Raw genomic sequence first — 24,612 nt, forward strand, 5'->3', positions numbered from 1 at the left:
GGGGGCGGGGCCGCGGGCGGGGGCGGGGGGCGCGGGGCGGCCGCCGGCGCCCCCGCCCCCGCGGCGGGCCCCGCGCGCCCCTTGGGGGCTATCCCCGGCATGGGCGCCCCCACCGCGCCGGTCTCGCCCTCGCCGACGAGGATCTTCTCGAGCACGCCGGCCTCGTAGGCCTCGTACTCCATGACCGCCTTGTCGGTCTCGATGTCCACCAGGACGTCGCCGACCGCCACCTCGTCGCCCGGCTGCTTCTGCCAGGAGCTGATGACGCCCTCCTCCATGGTGTCGGAGAGGCGCGGCATGAGGATCTCGGTCATCGGGCGGGCTCCAGCACAGGACGGCCGGTCGCGCGGAGCGTGTCGCGGACGGCGGTGAGCAGGGAGTCGGCGGACGGCAGCGCCGCCGACTCCAGGGACTTGGCGTAGGGCAGCGGCACCTCCGCCATCGCGACGCGGCGGACCGGCGCGTCCAGCCAGTCGAAGGCGCCCTCCTGGATCGTCGCGGCGATCTCCGCGCCGATCCCGTAGGTCAGCCAGTCGTCCTCGGCGACGACCGCGCAGCCGGTCCTGCGGACGGACTCGACGATCGTGGCGCGGTCCAGCGGGCGCAGGCTGCGCAGGTCCACGACCTCGGCGGACACGCCCTCGGCGGCGAGGGTCTCGGCGACCTCGGTCGCGACCCGCGCCATCCGCGAGTAGCCGATGATCGTGATGTCGGTGCCGGGGCGGGTGACGGCGGCGCGGCCGATCTCGGCCGGCTCGATCTCCTCGACCGGGGCCGGCAGCTCGCCCTTGGTGTTGTAGAGGGCGAGGTTCTCCAGGAACAGCACGGGGTCGTCGTCGCGGATCGCGGCCTTCAGCATCGCCGACGCCTCGGCGGGCGTGCTCGGCGCGACGACCTTCAGGCCGGGGATGAACGAGTAGAACAGCTCGACGTTCTGCGAGTGGGTGGCGCCGAGCTGCTGGCCGCCGCCGCCCGGGGTGCGGATCACCATCGGCACGCTGGCCTGGCCGCCGAACATGCCGTAGATCTTGGCGGCGTGGTTGACGATCTGGTCCAGCGCGAGCAGCGAGAAGTTGATCGTCATGATCTCCACGACGGGGCGCAGGCCGAGCATCGCGGCGCCGATCGCGGCGCCGACGAAGCCCTCCTCGGCGATCGGGGTGTCCCGGACGCGTTTCGGCCCGAACTCCTTCAGCAGCCCCTCGGTGATCTTGTAGGAGCCCTCGAAGAGCCCGATCTCCTCGCCCATCAGGAAGACGTTCTCGTCGCGGAGCATCTCCGCGCGCAGCGTGTCCCGGAGCGCCTGGCGGTAAGTGACGGGTGCCATCAGCGTGCTCCTCAGGAACTGAATACCGGGTCGGCGGGCAGGCGGCGCAGCTCGCCCGGGACGGGGGTGGCGTAGGTGTAGTCGAACAGCGTGGAGACCTCGGGGGCCGGGCTCTCGTCGGCGAACGCGGCGGCGGCGTCGATCGCGGCGGTGACCTCCGCGTCGAGGCGGTCGCGCTCGTCGTGCGACAGGATCCCCGCCTCCTCCAGCTCCAGCGCCATCCGGGCGAGGGGGTCGGCGGCCTTCAGGGCCTCCTTCTCCTCCTTGGACCGGTAGCGGGCCGGGTCGACGACCGAGTGGCCCTTGAGCCGGGGGCTGGTGGTCTCCAGCAGGTACGGCTTGCTCTCGCTGCGGGCGCGCTCCACGGCGTGGCGAGCGGCGTCCCGCACGGCGACGACGTCGGTGCCGTCCACCCGGACGCTCTCCATCCGGTAGGCGGCGCCGCGCCGGTACAGCTCGGGCTCGGCGGCGGAGTGCTCCACGGTGGTGCCCATGCCCAGCCCGTTGTTGATCACTACGAAGACGACCGGGAGGTCCCAGAGGCCGGCGATGTTCAGCGACTCGTGGAACGCGCCGATCGCGGTGGTCCCGTCGCCCATGTGGCACATCACGACCTCGTCGCCGCCCTTGTAGGAGACGGCGAGGGCGGCGCCGGCCGCGAGCGGGACCTGCCCGCCGACGATGCCGTACCCGCCGAGCAGCCGCGCCTCGGCGTCGAACAGGTGCATGGACCCGCCCCAGCCCTTGGAGACGCCGGTGGAGCGCCCGTAGAGCTCGGCCATCACGCGCTCGGCGGAGATGCCCTTGGCGAGGGCGTAGCCGTGCTCGCGGTAGTTGGTGAACAGGTAGTCGGTGGGGCGCAGCGCGGCCATCAGGCCGACGACGGTCGCCTCCTCGCCGAGGTTCAGGTGGCAGTAGCCCCCGATCTTCGCCTCGGTGTAGGCGCGGGCGGCCCGCTCCTCGAAGCGGCGGATCAGCAGCATCTGGCGGTAGTACGCCACCAGCGTCTCGGCGCTCTCCGCCGGGGCGTCCGGGGCGGCGCCGTTGACGGCGTGCTCGCTCGCGGCGCCGTTGCCCGCCGGGGCGGCAGCCGGCCCGGAGGCCTTGGTGCCGCGCGCTCTCCGGGTCGTGCGAGCCGGAGCGGCCTTGGTAGCTGACCGGGTGGTCTCAGCCATCGGCGACCTTCCTAAGTCCGGGGGAACGCCGTAGGATCGCCACGACGCTCACCGATCATCATTGATCAATGATCGATCATATTCGAGTCTATCTCCTCCGGCGTCAAGACTCACTTACCGTCGCCCCGTCTAATATTGGCTCCCGTGAACACGCCCGTCCCCGCCCAGCTGCTGCGCACCGGGCTCGCCGACCAGATCCGCGAGTTCATCGTGGAGGGCATCAGCGCGGGCCGGTGGGAGCCGGGCGAGCGCATCGTCGAGCGCCGCATCGCCACCGAGCTCGGCGTCAGCCAGGGGCCGGTGCGCGAGGCGCTGCGGCAGCTGGAGGCGCAGCGGCTGATCGAGTCGCTGCCGAACCGGGGCGCCCGCGTCCGCGAGTTCACCGAGCAGGACCTCGCCGAGATCTTCCCCGTCCGCGCCGGGCTGGAGCGCACCGCCGCCGAGCTCGGCATGGCGCGGATCAGCGGCTGCCTGGACGCGCTGGAGGAGCGCAACCGGCAGCTGAGCGAGGCGGCGCGCGAGGGCGACCTGCACGAGCAGATGCGGCTCAGCATCGCCTTCCACCGCGAGATCGTCGAGGCGGCCGGGAACCGGCTGCTGTTCTCGGTGTGGGAGGGCCTCGGCATCGAGCTGTGGACGACCCTGTCGCTGCGGCTGCACCACACCGAGATCTACTCCAAGTCGGCCGAGCACGCCGAGCTGATCGAGGCGTTCCGCCGCCGCGACCCGCAGGCCCCGCAGCTGCTGCACGACCACGTCATGAACTACGCGCCCTGAGGCGCCCGCGGTCCCCGCACGTCTCCGTCCGCCTCGCGGCGGGGGTCACTCCTGCTCGCGGTAGGCCTTGGTGAGCTGCGCCTCCGCGTCGTCGAGGTAGGAGCGCAGCTCCGCCTCGGCGGCCGCGACGTCGCCCCGCTCCAGCAGGTCGTAGAGCCGCCGGTTGCGGGCCAGGTACGGCTCGTGGAACTCGCGCGGCGACCCCATCTCGTGGAAGACCAGGCGCATCTCGGCCAGCAGGTGCCGGATCATCTCGTCCACCCGGGGGCTGCCGACCAGCGCGGCGAGCGCCTGGTGGAAGCGGATGTCGGCGGTGCCGACCTGCGCCCAGCGCCCGCCGGCGGCGGCGTCCTCGCCGTCGGCCACGGCCGCCTCCACCCGGGCGAGCGCCTCGCGCGGCGCGGACGGCGCGCACCGCACGCCCTCGCACTCCAGGATGCGGCGGACCCGGTACAGGTCGGCGAGCCCTTCGGCGGTGACGCGGCGGACGAACACGCCCCGGTTGAACTCGTGCACGAGCAGCCGCTCGTTGATGAGCAGCCGGAACGCCTCGCGGATGGTGTTGCGGGAGACCTTGGCGGCGCGGCCGAGGTCCTCCTCGGGGATCCGGTCGCCGGGCGCGAGGCGGCCGTCGGTGATCTGCTCGCGGAGCAGGTGGGCGACGCGGTCCGCGGTGCTGAGCCGGCCGATGTCGTCCCGCGCCGCAGCGATGTTCTCCAGCCACGACTCCTGCGCCGGCATCGGCCCGTCCTCCCCGCGGTGGCGCGGCGCCGCGGGGGCGCGCGCGTGACTCGTACGGCACCACCGTATCCCCTCTCCGAGAGGATTCATCAACAAGGGGATTGAAGGATTGTTGAACAATCCTTACGCTGGCGGAAAGCCGACACCCCGGAAGGGGCAGCCATGACGGACACCACCCTCGACCACACGCCGGCCTCCCCGCCCACCTCCTCCTCCCGCCGCGGCGCGCTCCTCGGCGCCATGTTCCTGATGGCCACCAGCGCCATCGGCCCTGGGTTCATCACCCAGACGACCACCTTCACCGCCAAGCTCGGCGCCGCGATGGCGTTCGCGATCCTGGTGTCGGTGCTGGTGGACATCGCGATCCAGCTGAACGTGTGGCGGATCGTCGGCGTCTCCGGACGGCGCGCCCAGGACCTCGGCAACCGGGTGGTGCCCGGCGGCGGCTACGCGCTGGCCGCGCTGGACGTCTTCGGCGGCCTGGTGTTCAACATCGGCAACGTGGCCGGCTGCGCGCTCGGGCTGAACGCGCTGCTCGGCCTGGACATCAAGATCGGCGGCGCGCTGTCCGCGCTGGTCGCCATCGCGATCTTCCTGATCCGGCGGGCCGGCGTCGCGATGGACCGGATCGTGGTGGTGCTCGGCGCCGTCATGATCGTGATGACGCTCTACGTGGCGGTGAAGTCCGGGCCGCCGCTCGGCGACGCGCTCCGCGAGACCGTCGCGCCCGGGCAGGTCGACTTCCTCGTCATCACCACGCTGATCGGCGGGACCGTCGGCGGCTACATCACCTACGCCGGCGCGCACCGCATGATCGAATCCGGGCTGACCGGGCCCGGCAGCATCCGGGAGATCAACCGCAGCGCCGTCACCGGGATCATCGTCACCGGCGTGATGCGGGTGCTGCTCTTCCTCGCCGTGCTGGGCGTCGTCGCCGGCGGCGTCACCCTCGCCAAGGACAACCCGGCGCCCTCGGCCTTCCAGCACGCCGCCGGCGAGACCGGGCTGCGCGTGTTCGGCCTGATCATGTGGTCCGCCGCGATCACCTCGGTGATCGGCGCGTCCTACACCTCGGTGTCGTTCCTGGTGTCGTTCTCCGGCTGGATCGAGCGGCACCGCAACCGGCTCGTCGTCGCGTTCATCCTGGTCTCCACCGCGATCTACCTGGCGATGGGGACCACCCCGGCCAAGCTGCTGATCCTCGCCGGCGCGCTGAACGGCCTCATCCTGCCGTTCGGGCTGGCCGTGCTCCTGTGGGTCGCCGCCCGCCGCCGCGACCTGCTCGGCGGGTACCGGTACCCGGCCTGGCTCCTCGCGCTCGGCGTCGCCGCCTGGCTGCTCTCCCTGTACCTCGGCTGGAACGCGCTCTCGGGCATAGAAGACCTGTGGAAGTGAGGGGACGGGTGCGGATCCTGCGGAACGGCGACCGGGCGCTGCTCGTCGAGCTGCCCGGAGCGGAGGCGATGCTCGGCCTGTACACGGCGCTCAGCGCCGCGCCGCCGCCCGGCGTCGCCGACATCGTCCCGGCGGCCCGCACCCTCACCCTGCTGCTCGACCCGTCCGCCGACCCCGCCGGGGTCGCCGCCGCCGTGCGCGGCGTGCGCCCCGGCACGGCGGCCGGTTCCGCGGCGGCCGTGGAGGTCCCCGTCGTCTACGACGGCCCGGACCTCGACGAGGTCGCCGCGCTCACCGGACTCACCCCGGACGGCGTCGTCGCCGCCCACACCGGCACCCCGTGGCGGGTCGCGTTCACCGGGTTCGCGCCAGGATTCGGCTACCTCGACGGCGGCGACCCGCGGCTGGACGTCCCGCGCCGCGGCACCCCGCGGGTCCGGGTCCCGGCCGGCGCGGTCGGCCTCGCGGGCCGCTTCAGCGGCGTCTACCCGGTCGAGTCGCCGGGAGGCTGGCAGCTCATAGGGCGTACGGAGGCCGTCCTGTGGGACCTCGACCGCGACCCGCCCGCCCTGCTCCGGCCCGGGGGAAAAGTTTGTTTCGTCCGGAGGGAACCATGAAGCGGGGCTTGGACGTTCTCCGATCAGGACTCCTGGCAACCGTTCAGGATCTGGGACGTCCGGGTCACGCGGCGCTCGGCGTGGGGGTGGCGGGCGCCGCGGACCCGGATTCGTTCCGGCTCGCGAACCGCGCGGTCGGCAATCCCGAGGACGCCGCCGCCATCGAGACCACCTTCGGCGGGCTGCACGTCCGCGCCCGCGGGGGCGTGTTCGCGGCCGTGACCGGCGCACCCGTCCCCATGACCGTCGACGGCCGCGCCGTCGCCCCCTTCTCCGTCTTCCACGTCCCGGACGGCGGTGAGCTGCGGATGGGCGCGCCGCCCACCGGCCTGCGCAGCTACCTGGCCGTCCGCGGCGGGATCGCGGTCCCGCCCGTCCTCGGCTCCCGCTCCACCGACACGCTGTCCGGCCTCGGCCCCGCCCCGCTCAAGCCCGGCGATCTGCTGCCGATCGGCCCGGCGCCGCGCCGGGACCCGCTGCTGGACGTCCTTCCGGTCGCGCCGCCGCCTGCCCGCGACCTCGTGCTGCGCGCGATCCCGGGCCCCCGCGCCGACTGGCTCGCCCCCGGCGCCTTGGACGCCCTGTTCAGCTCGCCCTACGAGGTGACCAGCGAGATCGACCGGGTCGGCATGCGGCTGGACGGCCCGCGCCTCCGGCACGCCGGGCGCGGCGAACTGCCCAGCGAGGGCACCGTCACCGGCGCGCTGCAGGTCCCGCCGTCCGGGCTGCCCGTGCTGTTCCTCGCCGACCACCCGGTCACCGGCGGCTACCCGGTCATCGCGGTGGTCGTCTCCGCCGACGTCGGGCGCGCCGCCCAGGCGCGCCCCGGGCAGCGGCTGCGGTTCCGCCCGCATCCCGCGCCCCCGCTCGCAGGACCGCCGACCGAACGGGCCGGACGCGCCGAACAGGCCGAACAGGCCGAACAGGCCGAACAGATCAGACAGGAGGGACCGTGACGAATCCGATCGACCCGGGCTCGCTCTCCCCGGACCAGGCAAGGGCGCTGTTCCGCGCCGGACTGCGCGTCCCCACGGCCGGGTGGTGCTCCGGCTGGACGCAGGCGAACCTCATCGCCGTCCCCCGCGACCAGGCCTACGACCTGCTGCTCTTCGCGCAGCGCAACCCCAAGCCGTGCCCCGTGCTGGACGTCACCGAGCCGGGCGCGGTGTCGGCGTCGCTGTTCGCCGGCGACCTGCGCACCGACCTGCCCGGCTACGTCGTGTACGAGCACGGCGAACCGGTCGCCGAGGTGACCGACGTCACCGGGTACTGGCGCGACGACCTGGTCTCCTTCCTCATCGGGTGCAGCTTCACGTTCGAGGACGCGCTGCGCGAGGCGGGCGTCCCCGTCCGGCACATCGAGCAGAGCACCAACGTCCCGATGTACCGGACGAACCGGATGTGCCGCCGCGCCGGCGAGTTCGGCGGCCCGCTGGTGGTGTCGATGCGGCCCGTCCCCGCCGCGCAGGTCGCCGACGCGGTCCGCGTCACCGCCCGGTACCCGTCCGTGCACGGCGCTCCCGTGCACGTCGGCGACCCCGTCGAGCTCGGCATCGCCGACCTGGACGAGCCGGACTTCGGCGACCCCGTCGAGGTCCGGGTGGACGAGATCCCGGTGTTCTGGGCGTGCGGGGTGACGCCGCAGGCCGCGGTCATGGCGTCCCGCCCGAAGCTGGCGATCGGCCACGCGCCCGGGCACATGGCGATCACCGACGCGCGCGACTCCCGGTACCTCGTGCCCTGAGTCCGGCATAGGCTTCGTCCATGCCCGAGATCGTCGCCCCCGGCGACCGGCTCGGCGAGCGCTACGTCCTGGAGGCGCCGCTGGGCGCCGGCGGGATGGCCACCGTCTGGCGCGCCACCGACCTCGTCCTCGACCGCGCCGTCGCGGTCAAGGTCCCGGCGGACGGCTGGCCGGAGGAGCTCGGCCGCCGGCTCCGCCAGGAGGCCAAGGCCGCCGCCGGCCTCGCCCACCCGAGCATCACCGGCGTGTACGACTACGGCGAGGACGACGTCACCCCGCGGACGGGCCGGTTCGCGCAGCGGCGCCGCGTCCCGTACGTGGTGATGGAGCTGCTGGACGGGGAGACGTTGGCGGCGCGGCTCGCGCGCGGCCCGATGCCCTGGCGGGAGGCGGCGGGCGTGTGCGCCCGGATCGCCGACGCGCTGGCCGCCGCGCACGCCGCCGGGGTCGTGCACCGCGACATCAAGCCGGCGAACGTGTTCCTGACGCCGGTCGGGGTGAAGGTCCTCGACTTCGGCATCGCGTTCACCGGGACGTCCGGCGGGCCCCTCCTCGGCACCCCGGCCTACGTCGCCCCCGAGCTGCTCGCGGGCGCGGAGCCAGGGCCGGCCGCCGACGTCTTCTCGCTCGGCGTCGTGCTGAACCAGGCGCTGACCGGCGACGCGCCCGCACCCGTCCTCGGCGCGCCGCCGGACGGCGTCCCCGCCGAGGTCACGGAGCTGTGCCGCCGCTGCCTGGACGAGGACCCCGAGGCCCGCCCGGCGGCGCCGGAGGCCGCGCGGGTCCTCGCGGACGCGGCCGGCGTCCAGCTCGCCCCCTTCCCGCAGTCCACGCCGGAGCCGGCGCCCCCGCCGGACGAGGAGCACCCGCCGACCCGCGTGCTGGACGAGCCACCGCCCGACGGGCCGACCTCCGGCGCGCTCCCGGCCGCGCTCCCGGCCGGGCCCGCGTCCCGGCCGCCGGGCCGCAAGCCTCTGATCATCGCCGGTGCGGGGATCGGCGCGGCGGGGCTGGCGGCCCTGCTCATCGGCCTGCTGACGCCGGGCTCGTCCCGGTCCTCGGACGGGCCGGGCCGCCCGCCGGCGCCGTCCCCGGCGCGGACGACCGCGGCGGTCACCGCGTGCTCGGTGGCGTACCGGATCGACGGGTCGTGGCCGCAGGGCTTCCAGGCGACGGTGCGGATCACCAACCTCGGGACGGCCGCGATCGACGGCTGGCGGCTGGCGTTCGACTTCCCCGACGGCCAGTCGATCACGCAGGTGTGGAACGCCGGGCAGCAGCAGGACGGCGCCTCGGTGACCGTCACCGCGGCGGACTGGAACCGGTCGATCCCGCCGGGCGGGACGGTCGAGTTCGGGTTCCTCGGCAAGCGGGACGCGGGCAACGGGCGGCCGTCCAGGTTCACCCTGAACGGCGGGGAGTGCCGCTAGCCCCGGCCGTGAGTGGGAGCGCTCCCAGAAAGTTCCCGCAGTTCAGTGCCCGTTTTCGGTGGTGAATGCCGTTCGGCCTATTGTGTGGCGGCTCACCCAGGGCTTAGCATCCCCGTCAATCGAAGCGCTTCGACACCCTCATCGATCCGACCACCCCGGTCCCACCCCCGCGAAGGATCCCCCCATGTTCAAGGCAGGCAGGAGCGCGGCGCTGCTCGCCGCCCTCGCCGCCGCGGCCCTGTCGCTTTCCGCCTGTGGCGGCGACGGCGGCGACTCCGGCGGCAAGGTGCTCAAGCTCTGGCACTACGAGGCCCCCGACAGCGCCATGGGCGCGGCGTGGAACGAGGCGATCAAGGAGTTCGAGGCCGCCCATCCCGGCGTGAAGGTGAAGTTCGAGGAGAAGGGCTTCGAGCAGATCCAGAAGACCGCGCCGATGGTCCTCAACTCCAAGGACGCCCCCGACGTCCTGGAGTACAACAAGGGCAACGCGACCGCCGGGATGCTCTCCAAGCAGGGCCTCCTCCAGGACCTCACCCCGGAGGTCACCAAGCGCGGCTGGGACAAGCTGGTCAGTCCCGGCGTCCAGGTCACCGCCAAGTACGACGCCAAGGGCACCATGGGCGGCGACAAATGGTACGGCGTGCCCAACTACGGCGAGTACCTGCAGGTCTACTACAACAAGGACCTGTTCAAGAAGAACGGCGTCGCGATCCCGACGACCTTCGCCGAGCTGACCGCCGCGATGGACAAGTTCGTCGCCAAGGGCGTCACGCCGCTGACCAACGCCGGCGCCGAGTACATGGCGCAGCAGTTCATCTACCAGCTCGCCCTCGACAAGGCGCCCGACCGGTCCTGGGTGGACGCCTACCAGCGCTACACCGCCAAGCCGGACTTCAAGGACGCCGCCTGGACGGCCGGCGCCGCCACGTTCGCCGACTGGGTGAAGAAGGGCTACATCGCCAAGAACTCGGTGAGCCAGAAGGCCGAGGACGCGGGCGTCGCCTTCATGAGCGGCAAGTTCCCGATGATGTTCTCCGGGTCCTGGTGGTTCGGCCGGGTCGCCAAGGAGGCCAAGTTCGACTGGGAGACCTCCGTCTGGCCCGGCGCGAAGATGACGCTCGGCTCCAGCGGCAACCTGTGGGTCGTCCCCAAGGGCTCGAAGAACAAGCAGCTCGCCTACGACTTCATCGACATCACGATGAAGAAGAAGGTCCAGAACATGCTCGGCAACCTCGGCGGCATCCCCGTCGCGGCCGACCCGTCGGCGATCACCGACCCGAAGGTCAAGAAGCTCACCGACGACTTCACCACACTCGCGCAGAACAACCAGCTCGCGTACTACCCGGACTGGCCGGTCGCCGGCTTCTACGACGCCTGGGTCGCGCAGGGCCAGAAGATCATGAACGGCACCGCGCCGGGTGACGCGCTCGGCGCGCTGCAGAAGACCTACGACTCCGGCCTGCCCAAGTGACCACGCGCCATGAGGCCCGGAAGGGGCGCGGCGCCGCCGCCGCGCCCCGGCCGGACGGCCGGGGGAGGGCGCGCGAGCAGCTCGCCTACCTGCCGTACCTGATCCCCGGGCTGCTGCTGTTCGCCGCCGTCATCGGCGTGCCGTTCCTGATGAACGTCGGGACGAGCTTCACCGACTGGTCCGGCGTCGGCAGCCCGTCCTGGGCCGGCCTCGACAACTACCGGGAGCTCGTGAAGGACGGGGAGTTCTGGGCCTCGTTCCGGCACAACGTCCTGGTCATCATCGGGATGGCGATCGTCCCGACGGCGATCGGGCTGGTGCTGGCGGCGGCCCTCACCGACCTGATCGACCGGCACTTCGGGCCGCGCGCCGCGGCGATCCTGCGGGCCTGCCTGTACCTGCCGCAGGTGCTGCCGGTCGTCATCGCCGGCGTCGTGTGGAGCTGGCTGCTCGCGCCGGACAACGGCGCGGTGAACACCCTGCTGAAGGACGTCGGGCTCGGATCGCTCGCGCACGACTGGCTCGGCGACCCGTCCACCGCGCTGTGGTCCGTCCTCGGCGTCATGGTGTGGATGCAGATCGGCTTCCCGCTCGTGGTCTTCATGTCGGGGCTCCAGCGCGTCGACCCGTCGCTGTACGAGGCCGCCGAGATCGACGGCGCCTCGTGGGCCCGGCGGTTCCGGCACATCACGATCCCGCAGATCCGGCCGGAGATCTTCGTCGTGCTGCTGTGGACGACGATCGCCGCGCTCAAGGCGTTCCCGCAGATCTTCGTGCTGACGAAGGGCGGTCCGGGCGGCGCCACGAACGTCCCGTCGTACTACTCCTACGTCAACTTCTTCGAGAAGTCCGACGTCGGCTACGGCTCGGCGATCGCGACCGTGCTGACGCTCGTCATCGTCGCGCTCACCGTCGTCTTCCTGCGGATGCAAGGACGTGACCTGGGGGAGGAGCGATGACCGTGACGATCACCGAGCCGGCCGCGCCGGCGCGCGACCGGCAGGGCGCCGCGCGCCGGAGGCGCCGCCGCGGCCCGTCCGCCTACGCGGTGCTCGTCGCGCTCGCCGCGCTGGCCGGGATCATGCTGATCCCGTTCCTGGTCGTGGTGTTCAACGCGCTGAAGACCCCGCAGGAGTACACCTCCAAGGGGCCGCTCGCGCCGCCGTCGGGCCTGAACTTCGACGCGATCCGCGACTTCTGGGACCGGGTCGACTTCGGGCACGTGCTGTTCAACAGCGTGCTGATCAGCGGCTCGGTCGCGGTGCTGGCCGTCCTGCTGTCGGTGTTCAACGCCTACGCGCTCGGCATCGGCCGCATCAAGGGCCGCATCTGGCTGCTCGCGCTGCTCCTGCTGGCCAACACGCTGCCGCAGGAGGCGCTCGTCTACCCGCTCTACCACCTGGCGAAGCAGTTCGGGATCTACGACACCCGGCTCAGCGTGATCATCGTGTTCACGGTGGTGCAGAGCGCGTTCGGCACCTACCTGCTGTCGTCGGTGATGTCGGCGTTCCCGCGCCCGCTGCTGGAGGCGGCCCGGATCGACGGCGCGAACCGCTGGCAGGTCCTGTGGCGGGTGGTCGTCCCGGTCGTCCGGCCGACGCTGAGCGTGCTGCTCGTCTTCTTCTTCGTGTGGACGTGGAACGAGTTCCTCATCCCCATGGTCTTCCTCATCTCCAACGAGAACCAGACGGTCTCCGTCGCGCTCGGCGTGCTGCAGGGGCAGCGCCTCATGGACGCCACCATGTCCAGCGCCGCCGCGCTCCTCGGCCTCCTCCCGACCGTCGTGTTCTTCCTCATCTTCCAGCGCACCCTGGCGCGCGGACTGACTGCGGGGGCAATCAAGTAATGAAGTTCAGTGACGGCTACTGGATGATGCGCGAGGGTGTGCACGCCGTTCATCCGGTGGAGGTCCTCGACGTCGCGGAAGGGCCCGGCTCGTTCTCGGTGCAGGCGCCCGTGCAGCGGATCCGGCACCGGGGCGACCTGCTCAAGGGCCCGGTGGTGACGGTGGACTGCGCGTCGCCCATGCCGGACGTCATCGGCGTCACCATCACCCATTTCGCGGGGGAGAGGGCCCGCGGGCCGCGGTTCGAGCTGGCCGCCGATCCCACCGGGGACGTCCGGGTGGACGAGGACGCGGCGGAACTGACGTCCGGGGCGCTGACCGTGCGGGTCCGGCGCGGCGGGGAGTGGGGCGTCGACTTCCTCGCGGGCGGGCGGCGGCTGACCGGGACGGCGCCGAAGGCGACGGCGGTCATCGACACCGACGACGGCAAGCACTACGTCCGGGAACAGCTCGATCTCGGCGTCGACCACTTCGTGTACGGGCTCGGCGAACGGTTCGGGCCGCTGGTGAAGAACGGCCAGTCCGTCGACATCTGGAACGCCGACGGCGGCACCGCCAGCGAGCAGGCGTACAAGAACGTGCCGTTCTACCTGACGAACGCGGGATACGGCGTGTTCGTCGACCATCCCGGGCACGTCTCGTTCGAGGTCGCCTCCGAGGCCGTCGCGCGGACGCAGTTCAGCGTCGAGGGCCAGTCGATGCGGTACTTCGTCATCTACGGGCCGTCGCCGCGGGAGATCCTGCGCAAGTACACGGCGCTGACCGGGCGGCCGGCGCGGCTGCCGGACTGGTCGTTCGGCCTGTGGCTGTCCACCTCGTTCACCACCGACTACGACGAGGCGACCGTCTCCTCGTTCATCGACGGGATGGCCGAGCGGGACCTGCCGCTCAGCGTGTTCCATTTCGACTGCTTCTGGATGCGCGAGTTCCAGTGGTGCGACTTCGAATGGGACCCGCGCGTGTTCCCGGACCCGGCGGGGATGCTGCGCCGGCTCAAGGAGCGCGGGCTGCGGATCTGCGTCTGGATCAACCCGTACATCGGGCAGCGCTCGCCGCTGTTCGCCGAGGGGCGGGCGCGCGGCTACCTGCTGACCAGGCCGGACGGCGACGTCTGGCAGTGGGACAAGTGGCAGCCCGGCCTCGCGGTGGTCGACTTCACCAACCCCGAGGCCCGGGAGTGGTACGCGGCGAAGCTGGAGGCGCTCATGGACATGGGCGTCGACTGCTTCAAGACCGATTTCGGCGAGCGCATCCCGACCGACGTCGTCTACCACGACGGCTCCGACCCGGAACGCGCGCACAACTATTACACCTACCTCTACAACCAGACCGTCTTCGAACTGCTGCGCAAGAAGCGCGGCGAGGGCGAGGCGGTGGTGTTCGCCCGGTCCGCGACGACCGGCGGGCAGCGTTTCCCGGTGCACTGGGGCGGCGACTGCGAATCGACGTTCGAGGCGATGGGCGAGAGCCTGCGCGGGGGCCTTTCCCTCGGCCTGTCGGGGTTCGGGTACTGGAGCCACGACATCGGCGGGTTCGAGGGGACGCCCGATCCGGCGCTGTTCAAGCGGTGGATCGCGTTCGGGATGCTGTCCTCGCACAGCCGCCTGCACGGCAGCCATTCGTACCGGGTGCCGTGGCTGTTCGACGAGGAGTCGGTGGACGTCCTCCGCGACTTCACGAAACTGAAGATGCGGCTGATGCCCTACCTTTCCGGGGCGGCGCGGCAGGCGTACGGCGAGGGCCTGCCGATGATGCGGGCGATGGTGCTGCAGTTCCCGGACGACCCGGCCTGCACGCATCTCGAACGCCAGTACATGCTCGGCGACGACCTGCTCGTCGCGCCCGTGTTCTCGGCGGACGGCGACATCTCCTACTACGTCCCGGACGGCGTGTGGACGCACTACCTCACCGGCGAGCGCGTGCACGGCGGCCGGTGGGTGCGGGAACGGCACGGGTTCGGCAGCGTGCCGCTGCTGGCCCGTCCCGGCGCGGTGATCCCCGAGGGCTCGGTGGACGACCGTCCCGACTACGACCACGCCGACGGCGTGACGCTGCGCGTCTACGAACCGGCCGACGGGACGACCGTGCTCACGCAGGTCGACGACACGTCCTTCACCACGGTGCGGAACGGCGCCACGCTGCGGGTCACCGGCGCGGGCGCCTGGAACGTCCTCCTGGTGAACGCGCGCGTCGCGGCGGTGGAGGGAGGCGAGGCGTCGGAGCATCCGCAGGGGGTGCTGGTGAAGGCCGCCGGCGGCGAACTCGTCATCACTCTGGAAGAGGAGAACTGATGGGCTTCCCGGAGGGGTTCCTGTGGGGCGCGGCGACCGCGTCGTACCAGATCGAGGGCGCCGCCCGCGAGGACGGCCGCACGCCGTCCATCTGGGACACCTTCAGCCGCACGCCGGGCAAGGTGCTGAACGGCGACACCGGCGACGTCGCCACCGACCACTACCACCGCTGGAAAGAGGACGTCGCGTCGATGGCGCGCCTCGGGCTCGGCGCGTACCGGTTCTCCATCTCGTGGTCGCGCGTGCTGCCCGAGGGGAAGCCGAACCAGAAGGGCCTCGACTTCTACTCGCGGCTCGTTGACGAACTGCTCGAGAACGGCATCTCGCCCGTCGCGACCCTCTACCACTGGGACCTGCCGCAGGAGCTGGAGGACGCGGGCGGCTGGCCGGAGCGCGACACCGCCCGCCGCTTCGCCGACTACGCCGAACGCGTCGGCCGGGTGCTCGGCGACCGCGTCGCCACCTGGACCACGCTGAACGAGCCGTGGTGCTCGGCGTTCCTCGGCTACGCCGCGGGCGTCCACGCGCCCGGCCGCACCGACCCGGCGGACGCGCTCGCCGCCGCCCACCACCTGAACCTCGCGCACGGGCTGGCGGTGCGGGCGCTGCGCGGCGTCGTGCCGCCGTCCGCGCGGCACTCGGTCACGCTCAACCTGCACCACCTGCGCGGCGACGCCGAGGCCGTGCGGCGGGCCGACGCCGTCGCGAACCGGATCTTCCTCGACCCGATGCTCGGCCGCGGCTACCCCGCCGACCTGCTCGCCGACACCGCGGAGATCAGCGACTGGGCGTTCGTCCGGGACGGCGACGCCGACGTCATCGCCGCGCCGCTCGACGTCCTCGGCGTCAACTACTACTCGCCGACGCTCGTCCGCGTGTGGGACGGGACGTCGCCGCGCGAGTCCGACGACGGCCACAAGCGCGGCGCCGCGACCCCGTTCGTCGGCTGCGAGGGCCTGGACTTCGTGCGGCAGCCCGGCCCGTACACGGCGATGGGCTGGCCGATCGACGCCTCCGGCCTGGAGGAGCTGCTGCTGCGGCTGCACCGCGAGTACCCGGACGTGCCGCTGATGATCACCGAGAACGGCGCCGCGTTCGAGGACGAGGTCGTGGACGGCCGGGTGCGCGACGAGCGCCGCGTCGCCTACCTGCGCGACCACATCGCCGCCGCCGAGCGCGCCTGCGAAGCGGGCGTGGACCTGCGCGGATACTTCGCCTGGTCGCTGCTCGACAACTTCGAGTGGGCCTACGGGTACGACCGGCGCTTCGGGCTGATCCACGTCGACTACGGCACGGGCGAGCGAACCTGGAAGGACAGTGCGTTCTGGTACCGCGACGCGATCCGCGCATCGCTAGCATCGGACGCAAAATGAACCGCTCGACGACGGGACGGTCCGTGGTCAAGATCACCGACGTGGCGCGGCACGCCGGGGTGTCCCCGAGCACGGTGTCCTACGTGCTGAGCGGCAAGCGCACGATCTCCGAGGAGACCCGGCGGCGCGTCCGCGACAGCATCCGCGAGCTCGGCTACCGCCCGCACGCCGGCGCCCGCGCGCTGGCGAGCAGCCGCTCCAACGTCCTCGCCCTGATGATCCCGCTGCGCTCCGGCATCGCGGTGCCCGTCGTCATGCAGTTCGCGATGTCGGTGGTGACCGCCGCGCGGCGGCACGACCACGACGTCCTGCTGCTGACCCAGGAGGAGGGCGAGGACGGCCTGAGCCGCGTGGCCGACAGCGCCCTCGTGGACGCGCTCATCGTGATGGACGTCCAGATGGAGGACCCGCGGCTGCCGCTGCTGCGCTCCCTGGACCGGCCGAGCGTGCTCATCGGCTTCCCCGCCGACGCCGGCGACCTGACCTGCATCGACCTGGACTTCCACGCGGCCGGCGCGGTCTGCGTGGAGCATCTGGCCGGGCTCGGGCACCGCGAGGTCGCGCTGATCGGCTCGCCGCCCGAGGTGTACGCGCGGCGGACCGGGTTCGCGCAGCGGGTCGCCGACGGGTTCGGCGCGGCCGTCCGCGAGCACGGGCTCGCCGGCGGCGTCCACCCGTGCGAGGCGACCCCGGAGGCGGCCCGCGCGCTGGTCGCCCGGCTGCTCGCCGAACGCCCCGGGCTGACCGGGATCCTCGTCCACAACGAGCCGGTCGTGGACACGGTCGTGCGGGCGCTGCGCGCGCACGGCCGCGCCGTCCCGCAGGACGTGTCGGTCGTGGCGATCTGCCCGGACGAGATGGCCGAGCACGCCGAGCCGCCGCTGTCGTCGGTCGCGATCCCCGCCCAGGAGGTGGGCGGGCGCGCCGTCGAGCTGCTGATGGGCAAGCTCGGCGGCGAGGCCGTCCCGGCCGCGACGCTGCTGCCGCCGGCCCTGACCCCGCGCGCGAGTTCCGCCCCGGCACCGCGCTGACCCTCCCGCCCCGCCGGACCTGAAGGAGGCATGCCCCGGGCCCGCGCGGCCCGATCGTCGAAGCGCTTCGACAACCGTACTCGGGGGACGAGCCACAGAGGAGAACAGGTGCACACCACCCGCCCCACCCCCCGTTTCCCCGGCCGTCGCCGCCGGGCCCTGTCGCTGGCCGTGGCCGCCGTGATCGCGGCGCCCGCCGCGTGGACGGCGGTCCCCGCCGCCTCGGCCACCGAGACCTACCCGTTCCGCGATCCGCGGCTGTCCGTCGACGCCCGCGTCAAGGACCTGCTCGGACGGCTCACGACCGACGAGAAGATCTCCCTGCTCCACCAGTACGAGCCGGCGATCCCGCGCCTCGGGATCAAGCGGTTCAAGACCGGGACCGAGGCGCTGCACGGCGTCGCGTGGTCCACCGACGTCAACGCGTCCGGCGCCGTCCGGACCGCCAAGGGCACGGTGTTCCCGCAGTCCGTCGGCCTCGGCGCGACGTGGGACCCGGCGCTGCTCAAGGAGGTCGGATCCGCCGTCGGCGACGAGGCCCGCGGCTACAACACCATCGACCCGGACGTGTGGGGCCTGCAGCTGTGGGCGCCCGTCGTCAACCTGCTGCGCGACCCGCGCTGGGGACGCAACGAGGAGGGCTACTCCGAGGACCCGCTGCTCACCGGCCTGCTCGCCACCGCCTACGGCAAGGGCATGCAGGGCGACGACCCCGACCACCTCAAGGCCGCGCCCGTCCTCAAGCACTACCTCGCCTACAACAACGAGATCCGCCGCGACCAGACGTCGTCCAGCGTGCGGCCCCGCGTGCTGAAGGAGTACGACGAGGTCCCGTTCCGGCTGCCGCTGACGCAGGACGCCGCGACCGGCCTGATGACCTCCTACAACCTGGTCAACGGACGCCCGGCGACCGCGTCGCCGCTGGTGAACGACGCCCGGAAATGGAGCGGCAGGACCCTGCTCAACGTCACCGACGCGGGCGCGCCCAACAACCTCGTCGGCTCCGAGCAGTACTACCCGGACCTGCCCGCGGGCGACGCCGCCGCGATCAAGGCGGGCGTCGACAGCTTCACCACCGACGACACCAACTCGTCCATCACCGTCAACGCGGTGAAGACGGCGCTGTCCAAGGGCCTGCTCAGCGAGGCCGACCTCGACCGCGCCGTGGGCGACGTCCTCAGCGTCCGCGTGCGGCTCGGCGAGTTCGACCCGGGCGGCGGCGAGTACGGGAAGATCACCAAGGACGTCATCGACAGCCCCGCGCACCGCGCCCTCGAACGCAAGGCCGCGACCGAGCAGATGGTGCTGCTGAAGAACCAGAGCGGCGCGCTGCCCCTCGCGTCCGGCAAGAAGGTCGCCGTCGTCGGCCCACTGTCGAACACCCTCTACACCGACTGGTACTCGGGCTCGCTGCCGTACGGCGTGACGCCGCTGGACGGCATCAAGGCGAAGGCCGGCGCGGGCAACGTCGCGTCCAGCGAGGGCGTCGACCGCATCGCCCTCAAGGACGTGAAGACCGGCAAGTACGTGGCGGGCGGGACGACCGCCGCCGGGGCCGTCCTCAAGACGGGCCCGACCACCCCCGACGCCTCCGCCCAGTTCGACGTGTTCGACTGGGGCCAGGGCATCGTCACGCTGCGCAGCGCCGCCAACGGCAAGACCGTCGGCATCCACTCCGGCAACACCTTCGCCAACGACCAGGACCAGCCGAACGGCTGGTTCGTCCAGCAGATGTTCAAGCTGGAGAAGCAGGGCGACGGCGGCTACCTGCTGCGCTACGCGGGCTACGAGAAGGCGTACGACTGGGCCGACCCCACCAAGGTCTACGTGAAGGTCCAGGACGACGGCACGCTCGTCCTCACCACCAAGGACGACGCCAGCTCGTTCGCCAAGGACGTCGTCAGTAGCGGCGTCGACTCCGCCGTCAAGGCCGCGGCCGGCTCGGACACCGCCGTCGTCGTGGTCGGCAGCATGCCGTTCATCAACGGCCGCGAGGACCACGACCGCACGACCATGGCGCTCGCCGAAGGCCAGGAGGAGCTGATCAAGGCCGTCCGCAAGGCCAACCCGAACACGGTCGTCGTCGTGGAGAACAGCTACCCGACGACCCTCACCTGGGAGCAGGCGAACGTCCCGGCGATCCTGTGGACGAGCCACGCGGGCGCCGAGACCGGCAACGCCCTCGCGTCCGTCCTGTTCGGCGACGAGAGCCCGTCCGGGAAGCTGCCCCAGACCTGGTACCGCTCCGAGAGCGACCTGCCCGACATCCTCGACTACGACATCATCAAGTCCGACCGCACGTACCTCTACTACAAGGGCAAGCCGCTCTACCCGTTCGGCTACGGCCTCACCTACACGACGTTCCGGTACGGCGAGCCGAAGCTCAGCGGCCGCTCGCTGTCCGGCGGCAAGACGCTGACCGTCACCGTCCCGGTCACCAACACCGGCAAGCGGGCGGCGGACGAGGTCGTCCAGCTCTACACGCACCAGCGGACGTCCCGCGTGAAGCAGCCCGTCGAGCAGCTGCGCGCCTTCCAGAAGGTGCACGTCGCGCCGGGCCGGACCGCCTCGGTGACGCTGCGCGTCAAGGCGTCGGACCTCGCGACCTGGGACGTCACCCGCAACAGGTGGACGCTGGAGACCTCGAAGCAGGACGTCCTCATCGGCTCCTCGTCGACCGACATCCGGCAGCGCGCCACCGTCGAGGTCCACGGCGAGCGCGTCCCCGCCCGCGACCTCACCCGGCCGACCCGCGCCGCCGACTTCGACGACCAGAACGCCGTCCAGCTCGTCGACGAGTCCAAGGCGGCGGGCGACGCGGTCGCCGGCACCGCGAACGCGTGGATCTCGTTCGAGGACTCCGCCCTGAAGAACGGCACCCTCACCCTCCGCGCGGCCAAGGAGACCGCCGGGAACACCACCGTCCAGGCCCGCCTCGACAGTCCGACCGGCCCCGTGGCCGCGACCTTCACCATCCCGTCCACCGGCGACAGGTACGCCTACAAGGACGTGACGGCCGCCCTGCGCGCCACCGGCCGCCACGACCTCTACCTCGTCTTCACCGGCGAGGCCCGCCTCAGCACCCTCACCCTCCGCTGACGCGAGGGCCCCGTCCCGGCGAGCCCGGGGCGGGGCCCGTCCGGGGGGCTTGCCAATCGACGGTTAATGCGATTAACTTTTGGCTAATCGCATTAACCGTTCTGAGGAGAGTGGCATGGCCTCCATCGCCGTCGCGTCGCGCAAGAAGCTGCTGAGCGTCCCCGCGGTCGCCGGGGCCGGGTTCCTGGTCTCGTGGGCCGCCGGGCTGTCGGTCCCGGTGCCGTCGCCCGGGTTCGGGGCGAGCGGAAGCGCGATCGTCCGCGACTACGCCGGGCACGGCGGCGCGGCGGCCGTGCAGTTCCTGCTCACCGAGGGGCTGCCCGCGGCGGCGCTCGCGCTCGTCCCGCTCGCGCTCGGGCGGGCGGCCCGGTGGTCGCGCGCCGGGCGGATCGCGGCGGGCGCCGGGATGGTGGCCGCGGCCATCTCGCTGGCGCAGTTCGCGATCGGGCTGGCGCTGGTCGCCACGTCCACGCCGGGAACCGCGCACGCGCTGCTGGAAGCGCTCAACCGCGCGGACGGCGTCAAGATGTTCTTCCTCGCTGCCGTCGGCGCCGCGGGCGCGGTCGCCGGGGTGCTCCCGCGCTGGCTGAACTACGCGGGCTTCGCGCTCGCCGCCGCCATCGCCGGATCCGGCATCGGTTACGCACTGCTGCTCACCGGCGTCGCTACGCTGGCCTACGTGTCGCTGCCCCTGCTGATCCTCTTCGTCACCGGCTCCGGTCTCGCCCTCGCCCGGAAGGCCGGGTAGGGCGTGCCGCGCGTGGGCCTGACCCCGGAGCGGGTCGTCCGGGTCGCCGCGGACGTCGCCGACGAGACGGGCCTCGAACGGCTCACCCTCGCGGCCGTCGCCAAGCGGTGCGGGGTGTCGCTCCCCGGCCTGTACAAGCACGTCGACGGCCTGGACGCGGTCAAGCGCGGCATCGCGATGCTGGCCGTGGAGGAGATGACGGCGCGGCTCGCGGCGGCCGTCGCGGGCGTGACCGGGCGCGAGGCGCTCGCGGAGCTGTCGGCCGCCTACCGCGCCTACGCCGCCGCGCATCCCGGACGGTACGCCGCGAGCGTCCGGGCGCCGGCGCCCGGCGACGCGGAGCACGAGGCGGTCTCCGACCGGGCGATCGCCGTCATCGCGTCCGCGTTCCGGGGCTACCGGCTCGAGGGCGGCGACCTGGTCCACGCGATCCGCATGTGGCGGATCGCCTGCCACGGGTTCGCGTCGCTGGAGCGCGACGCGGCCTTCGGCCTGCCGGAGTCCCTGGACGAGACCTTCACCCGCCTGATCGACGCCCTGGACGAGTCCTTCCGCTGAGGTGCGGCGCGCCGCCCCGGCTCACCGCGAGGTGGCGGGGCGCAGGTGGGGAGGGAGGGTGTCGGGGCGGCGCAGGTGGTGGGCGACGTCGCCGACGAGCTCCAGGGTGATGCGGCGCTCGGCGAAGCGCCAGCGGGCGTCGTGCAGCTCGAAGCGGTCGTCGTAGCGGCCGGCGCAGATCGCCTGGAGGGGCAGCTCCGGCGTCGCCTGCATCACGGTGAAGTACGACGTCGAGGTGGCCGTGGCGCGGTCCAGCTCGATGGCGACGTTGGTGGTGACGTGCTTGGTCCGCGGCGTGCCGTCGTCGTAGCGGATGATCGTCTTCTCGAACATCCGCGCCACCGCGTCCCCGGTCAGGGTGGCGCCGCTGCTGACGAAGTCGCCGTGCGCGAACAGCGCGCCGACCGCGGCGAAGTCGCCGCCGTCGACGGCCTCGGCGTAGGCGAAGATCAGATTCCGGACGGCCTGGTCGGCCGGAAGGGCGTCGGACATGCGGGAACTCCTGACGGTGGGACGAGCGGCCATTCAAGCCGCGGCGCGCCGGGCCCTGTGGAGCGGTCCCGCTCGGCGGGACTCAGGAGCAGGCGCGCACGTGCAGGTCGTGGACCTCGGCCTCCAGCGCGGGGACGGGCCCGTCGACCCGGATGCCGGGCACCACGTCCTGGACCGGGATCGCGCTGACCGGCGACGGCGGGACCCCCAGAGCGGCACGCCACTCGCTCACCTGCGCGGACGAGTGGACGTAGACGATGCGGCCGAGGCCGACCCAGCCGTGCGCGGCCGAGCACATCGGGCAGTGCTCCCCGGAGGTGTAGACGACGGCGTCGGCGCGCTCCTCCGGCGCCATGTGCGCGGCGGCCCAGCGCGCGACCTCGAACTCGGGGTGCCGGGTCTGGTCGCCGCCGGCGGTGCGGTTGCGGTCCTCGAACAGCACCTCGCCGGACGCCGACACCAGCACGGTGCCGAACGGCTCGTCCCCGTCGGCCAGCGCCTCGGCGGCCAGCTCGACGGCGCGGCGCAGATGGACCAGCTCTTCTTCGGTCGGTTCGTAGGCCATGAAATCCTCGTCTCGGGTCCGGTGCGTCCCTAATGATCATAAGGTGGGGGCATGAACGAGGAGCTCGCCCCTCCTGGCGTGGACACCCGCACCGCGAGCCCCGCGCGGATCTACGACGTCTTCCTCGGCGGCAAGGACAACTTCGCCGTCGACCGCGCGGCCGCGAAGGTCGCCACCGACGCCGGCCCCGACATCCCGCAGGCCGCGCGGGAGAACCGGGCGTTCCTCGGCCGCGCCGTGCGGTTCGCGATCGAGTCGGGCGTCCGGCAGTTCGTCGACATCGGCACCGGGCTGCCGACGCAGGGGAACGTGCACGAGGTCGCGCAGGCGCTGGACCCGTCGGCGCGCGTCGTCTACGTCGACAACGACCCGATCGTCCTCGTGCACGCGCGGGCGCTGCTGCCGGCGTCCGCGACCACCGCGGTGATCCGCGGGGACGTCCGCGAACCCGCCGGGATCCTGGGGAACGCGAGGCTGCGCGAGCTGATCGACTTCGACCGCCCGGTGGCGGTGCTGATGCTCGCCGTGCTGCACTTCGCCGAGGACGAGCAGGCGCGGGCGGCCATCGCCGCGTTCCGCGACGTCATGGCCCCGGGCAGCCTGCTCGCCCTCTCGCACAGCACCACCGAGGGCCAGCCGGAGCGCGGCAGGCAGGCCGTCGGCGCGTGGCGCGAGGCCACGGCACGGCTGCGCAGCCGCGACCGCGCCGAGGTGGAGGCCCTGTTCGACGGGTTCGAGCTGGTGGAACCGGGCGTGGTGTGGGTGCCGCAGTGGCGGCCCGACGACGCCGGCGAGGGCACCCGCTGGATGTACGCCGGCGTCGCGCGCCGCTGAGCCTCGCCGGCGGGCTACGCCGACTCGCGCAGGACGAGGTGCGGGCGCATGATGACCACCGGGTCCGCGACGGCCTCGCCGCGGATCCGCGACACCAGCAGCCGCGCCATCGCCACGCCCATCTCCTCCGGAGACTGGTGCACGCTGCTGAGCGGCGGGTCGGCCAGCGGCGCCGCGGCGGAGTCGTCGAAGCCGATCACCGCGACGTCGTCGGGGACGCGGCGGCCGAGCCGGCGCAGCACCCGCAGCGTGCCGAGCGCCATCGGGTCGCTCGCGGCGAACACCGCGTCCACCGCGGGCTCGCCGGCCAGCAGCCGCTCCGCGGCGGTGATGCCGGTGGCCTCGCCGAAGTCGCCGAACGCGACGTACTCCGGCAGCCCCGCCTCGCCGAGCGCCTCCCGGTAGCCGGCGAGCCGGTCGATGCCCACCCCCATGTCCTGCGGGCCGGCGATCGTCGCGATGCGCCGCCGCCCGCCGGCGATGAGGTGCGCGACGGCCTCGCGGGCGCCGAGCCGGTTGTCGACGTCGACGTAGCTGACCGGCGACAGCCCCGGCGGGCGGCCGCCGAGCACCGTCGGCACCCCGTTGGCCTCCAGCTTCGCGGGCAGCGGGTCCTCGGCGTGCAGCGAGGTGAGCAGCACCCCGTCCACGTGCTGGGTGGTCAGGTAGTGCTCGAGGCGCGCGTACTCGGCGGGGGAGCGGGCGAGCGCGAGCAGCAGCTGCAGCCCGGTGTCGCCGAGGCCGTTGCTGATCCCCCGGATGATCCCGGCGAAGTACGGCTCGCCGAACAGCCGCTGGTCGGACTCCGCGACCACCAGCGCGACGGTGTCGGTGCGCCGGGTGACCAGCGTGCGGGCCGCCCGGTTCGGCACGTACCCGAGCTCGTCGATCGCCTTCAGCACCGCCTGCCGGGCCCGCTCGCTCACCCGCGGCGACCCGTTGACCACCCGGGACACCGTGCCGCGGCCGACGCCGGCGCGCGCCGCGACCTCTTCCAGGGTCGGGCGCGTGCCCCTCTGTGTCATCAGGCCCCCTCCGTCGTTCCTGCGGCGTCGTCGCCGTCCCGCCGTCCCGCCGTCCCGCCGTCCCGCCGGGCCG

General features: G+C 72.8%; 23 protein-coding genes. 16 read left to right on the top strand and 7 right to left on the bottom strand.

Annotation, left to right across the window (positions count from 1 at the left end; genetic code table 11):
- The 3 genes from ABZ914_RS21120 to pdhA all read right to left on the bottom strand — a co-directional run.
- A partial coding sequence (locus ABZ914_RS21120) for a biotin/lipoyl-containing protein (RefSeq protein WP_500194985.1) occupies window positions 1–314 on the bottom strand: 314 nt, incomplete at its 3' end.
- Window positions 311–1,327: an alpha-ketoacid dehydrogenase subunit beta gene (locus ABZ914_RS21125; protein WP_500194986.1), complete on the bottom strand. Its 1,017-nt coding sequence runs from the start codon at window positions 1,325–1,327 to the stop codon at window positions 311–313. The genes ABZ914_RS21120 and ABZ914_RS21125, both read right to left, overlap by 4 nt.
- Window positions 1,328–1,338: 11 nt before the next feature.
- The gene (gene pdhA / locus ABZ914_RS21130) at window positions 1,339–2,502 is read right to left on the bottom strand and encodes a pyruvate dehydrogenase (acetyl-transferring) E1 component subunit alpha (RefSeq protein ID WP_500194988.1); all 1,164 of its coding nucleotides are present in this window, start codon (window positions 2,500–2,502) and stop codon (window positions 1,339–1,341) included.
- 144 nt (window positions 2,503–2,646) lie between these two features.
- Between pdhA and ABZ914_RS21135 the strand changes: the two genes are divergently transcribed.
- A complete protein-coding gene (locus ABZ914_RS21135; RefSeq protein WP_347257075.1) occupies window positions 2,647–3,279 on the top strand; it encodes a GntR family transcriptional regulator in 633 nt (210 codons plus the stop codon).
- A 45-nt stretch (window positions 3,280–3,324) separates the two neighbouring features.
- On the opposite strand, the gene ABZ914_RS21140 is transcribed toward ABZ914_RS21135, so the two are convergent.
- The gene (locus ABZ914_RS21140; protein ID WP_500194989.1) at window positions 3,325–4,020 is read right to left on the bottom strand and encodes a GntR family transcriptional regulator; all 696 of its coding nucleotides are present in this window, start codon (window positions 4,018–4,020) and stop codon (window positions 3,325–3,327) included.
- A gap of 162 nt (window positions 4,021–4,182) precedes the next feature.
- Here ABZ914_RS21140 and ABZ914_RS21145 point away from each other — a divergent pair, with 162 nt between their 5' ends.
- The 14 genes from ABZ914_RS21145 (at window position 4,183) to ABZ914_RS21210 (ending at window position 21,623) form a co-directional block, all read left to right on the top strand.
- Window positions 4,183–5,415: an NRAMP family divalent metal transporter gene (locus ABZ914_RS21145; protein ID WP_500194991.1), complete on the top strand. Its 1,233-nt coding sequence runs from the start codon at window positions 4,183–4,185 to the stop codon at window positions 5,413–5,415.
- A gap of 8 nt (window positions 5,416–5,423) precedes the next feature.
- On the top strand, window positions 5,424–6,032 hold the full coding sequence (locus ABZ914_RS21150; protein WP_500194993.1) for a 5-oxoprolinase subunit B family protein: 609 nt from the start codon (window positions 5,424–5,426) through the stop codon (window positions 6,030–6,032).
- Window positions 6,029–6,988 (top strand): 5-oxoprolinase subunit C family protein, encoded by a 960-nt coding sequence (locus ABZ914_RS21155; RefSeq protein WP_500194995.1) that lies wholly within the window; start codon window positions 6,029–6,031, stop codon window positions 6,986–6,988. Before ABZ914_RS21150 ends, ABZ914_RS21155 begins: the two co-directional genes overlap by 4 nt.
- On the top strand, window positions 6,985–7,776 hold the full coding sequence (locus ABZ914_RS21160) for a putative hydro-lyase (RefSeq protein WP_500194996.1): 792 nt from the start codon (window positions 6,985–6,987) through the stop codon (window positions 7,774–7,776). Before ABZ914_RS21155 ends, ABZ914_RS21160 begins: the two co-directional genes overlap by 4 nt.
- Before the next feature lie 20 nt (window positions 7,777–7,796).
- On the top strand, window positions 7,797–9,206 hold the full coding sequence (locus tag ABZ914_RS21165) for a protein kinase domain-containing protein (protein ID WP_500194998.1): 1,410 nt from the start codon (window positions 7,797–7,799) through the stop codon (window positions 9,204–9,206).
- A 184-nt stretch (window positions 9,207–9,390) separates the two neighbouring features.
- Entirely contained in the window at window positions 9,391–10,677 is a 1,287-nt protein-coding gene (locus ABZ914_RS21170) for an ABC transporter substrate-binding protein (RefSeq protein WP_500195000.1), read from the top strand.
- Window positions 10,674–11,636, top strand: coding sequence for a carbohydrate ABC transporter permease (locus tag ABZ914_RS21175; RefSeq protein ID WP_500195001.1), 963 nt, complete (start codon window positions 10,674–10,676; stop codon window positions 11,634–11,636). Before ABZ914_RS21170 ends, ABZ914_RS21175 begins: the two co-directional genes overlap by 4 nt.
- The gene (locus ABZ914_RS21180) at window positions 11,633–12,523 is read left to right on the top strand and encodes a carbohydrate ABC transporter permease (protein ID WP_500195003.1); all 891 of its coding nucleotides are present in this window, start codon (window positions 11,633–11,635) and stop codon (window positions 12,521–12,523) included. Before ABZ914_RS21175 ends, ABZ914_RS21180 begins: the two co-directional genes overlap by 4 nt.
- On the top strand, window positions 12,523–14,814 hold the full coding sequence (gene yicI / locus ABZ914_RS21185) for an alpha-xylosidase (protein WP_500195004.1): 2,292 nt from the start codon (window positions 12,523–12,525) through the stop codon (window positions 14,812–14,814). The genes ABZ914_RS21180 and yicI overlap by 1 nt, the downstream gene beginning before the upstream one ends.
- Window positions 14,814–16,187 carry a GH1 family beta-glucosidase gene (locus ABZ914_RS21190; RefSeq protein WP_500195006.1) on the top strand — a complete coding sequence of 458 codons (1,374 nt, stop codon included), beginning with the start codon at window positions 14,814–14,816 and terminating at the stop codon, window positions 16,185–16,187. The genes yicI and ABZ914_RS21190 overlap by 1 nt, the downstream gene beginning before the upstream one ends.
- A complete protein-coding gene (locus ABZ914_RS21195) occupies window positions 16,184–17,218 on the top strand; it encodes a LacI family DNA-binding transcriptional regulator (protein ID WP_500195008.1) in 1,035 nt (344 codons plus the stop codon). The genes ABZ914_RS21190 and ABZ914_RS21195 overlap by 4 nt, the downstream gene beginning before the upstream one ends.
- A 108-nt stretch (window positions 17,219–17,326) precedes the next feature.
- Window positions 17,327–20,317 (top strand): glycoside hydrolase family 3 protein, encoded by a 2,991-nt coding sequence (locus ABZ914_RS21200; RefSeq protein WP_500195010.1) that lies wholly within the window; start codon window positions 17,327–17,329, stop codon window positions 20,315–20,317.
- A 115-nt stretch (window positions 20,318–20,432) separates the two neighbouring features.
- Window positions 20,433–21,065 (top strand): hypothetical protein, encoded by a 633-nt coding sequence (locus ABZ914_RS21205; RefSeq protein WP_500195012.1) that lies wholly within the window; start codon window positions 20,433–20,435, stop codon window positions 21,063–21,065.
- Between the two features lie 12 nt (window positions 21,066–21,077).
- On the top strand, window positions 21,078–21,623 hold the full coding sequence (locus ABZ914_RS21210) for a TetR/AcrR family transcriptional regulator (RefSeq protein WP_500195014.1): 546 nt from the start codon (window positions 21,078–21,080) through the stop codon (window positions 21,621–21,623).
- Window positions 21,624–21,644: 21 nt separating this feature from the next.
- On the opposite strand, the gene ABZ914_RS21215 is transcribed toward ABZ914_RS21210, so the two are convergent.
- Together ABZ914_RS21215 and ABZ914_RS21220 are read right to left on the bottom strand one after the other, a co-directional pair.
- On the bottom strand, window positions 21,645–22,115 hold the full coding sequence (locus ABZ914_RS21215) for a nuclear transport factor 2 family protein (protein ID WP_500195015.1): 471 nt from the start codon (window positions 22,113–22,115) through the stop codon (window positions 21,645–21,647).
- Between the two features lie 82 nt (window positions 22,116–22,197).
- Window positions 22,198–22,680 (bottom strand): tRNA-specific adenosine deaminase, encoded by a 483-nt coding sequence (locus ABZ914_RS21220; protein ID WP_500195017.1) that lies wholly within the window; start codon window positions 22,678–22,680, stop codon window positions 22,198–22,200.
- Between the two features lie 51 nt (window positions 22,681–22,731).
- On the opposite strand from ABZ914_RS21220, the gene ABZ914_RS21225 reads away from it, so the two are divergent.
- On the top strand, window positions 22,732–23,514 hold the full coding sequence (locus ABZ914_RS21225; protein ID WP_500195018.1) for an SAM-dependent methyltransferase: 783 nt from the start codon (window positions 22,732–22,734) through the stop codon (window positions 23,512–23,514).
- A 14-nt stretch (window positions 23,515–23,528) separates the two neighbouring features.
- Here ABZ914_RS21225 and ABZ914_RS21230 read toward each other — a convergent pair whose 3' ends face one another.
- Window positions 23,529–24,539 carry a LacI family DNA-binding transcriptional regulator gene (locus ABZ914_RS21230; protein WP_500195020.1) on the bottom strand — a complete coding sequence of 337 codons (1,011 nt, stop codon included), beginning with the start codon at window positions 24,537–24,539 and terminating at the stop codon, window positions 23,529–23,531.
- Window positions 24,540–24,612: the final 73 nt, after the last annotated feature.

Source organism: Spirillospora sp. NPDC046719, assembly GCF_040645715.1.
Taxonomy (GTDB): domain Bacteria; phylum Actinomycetota; class Actinomycetes; order Streptosporangiales; family Streptosporangiaceae; genus Spirillospora.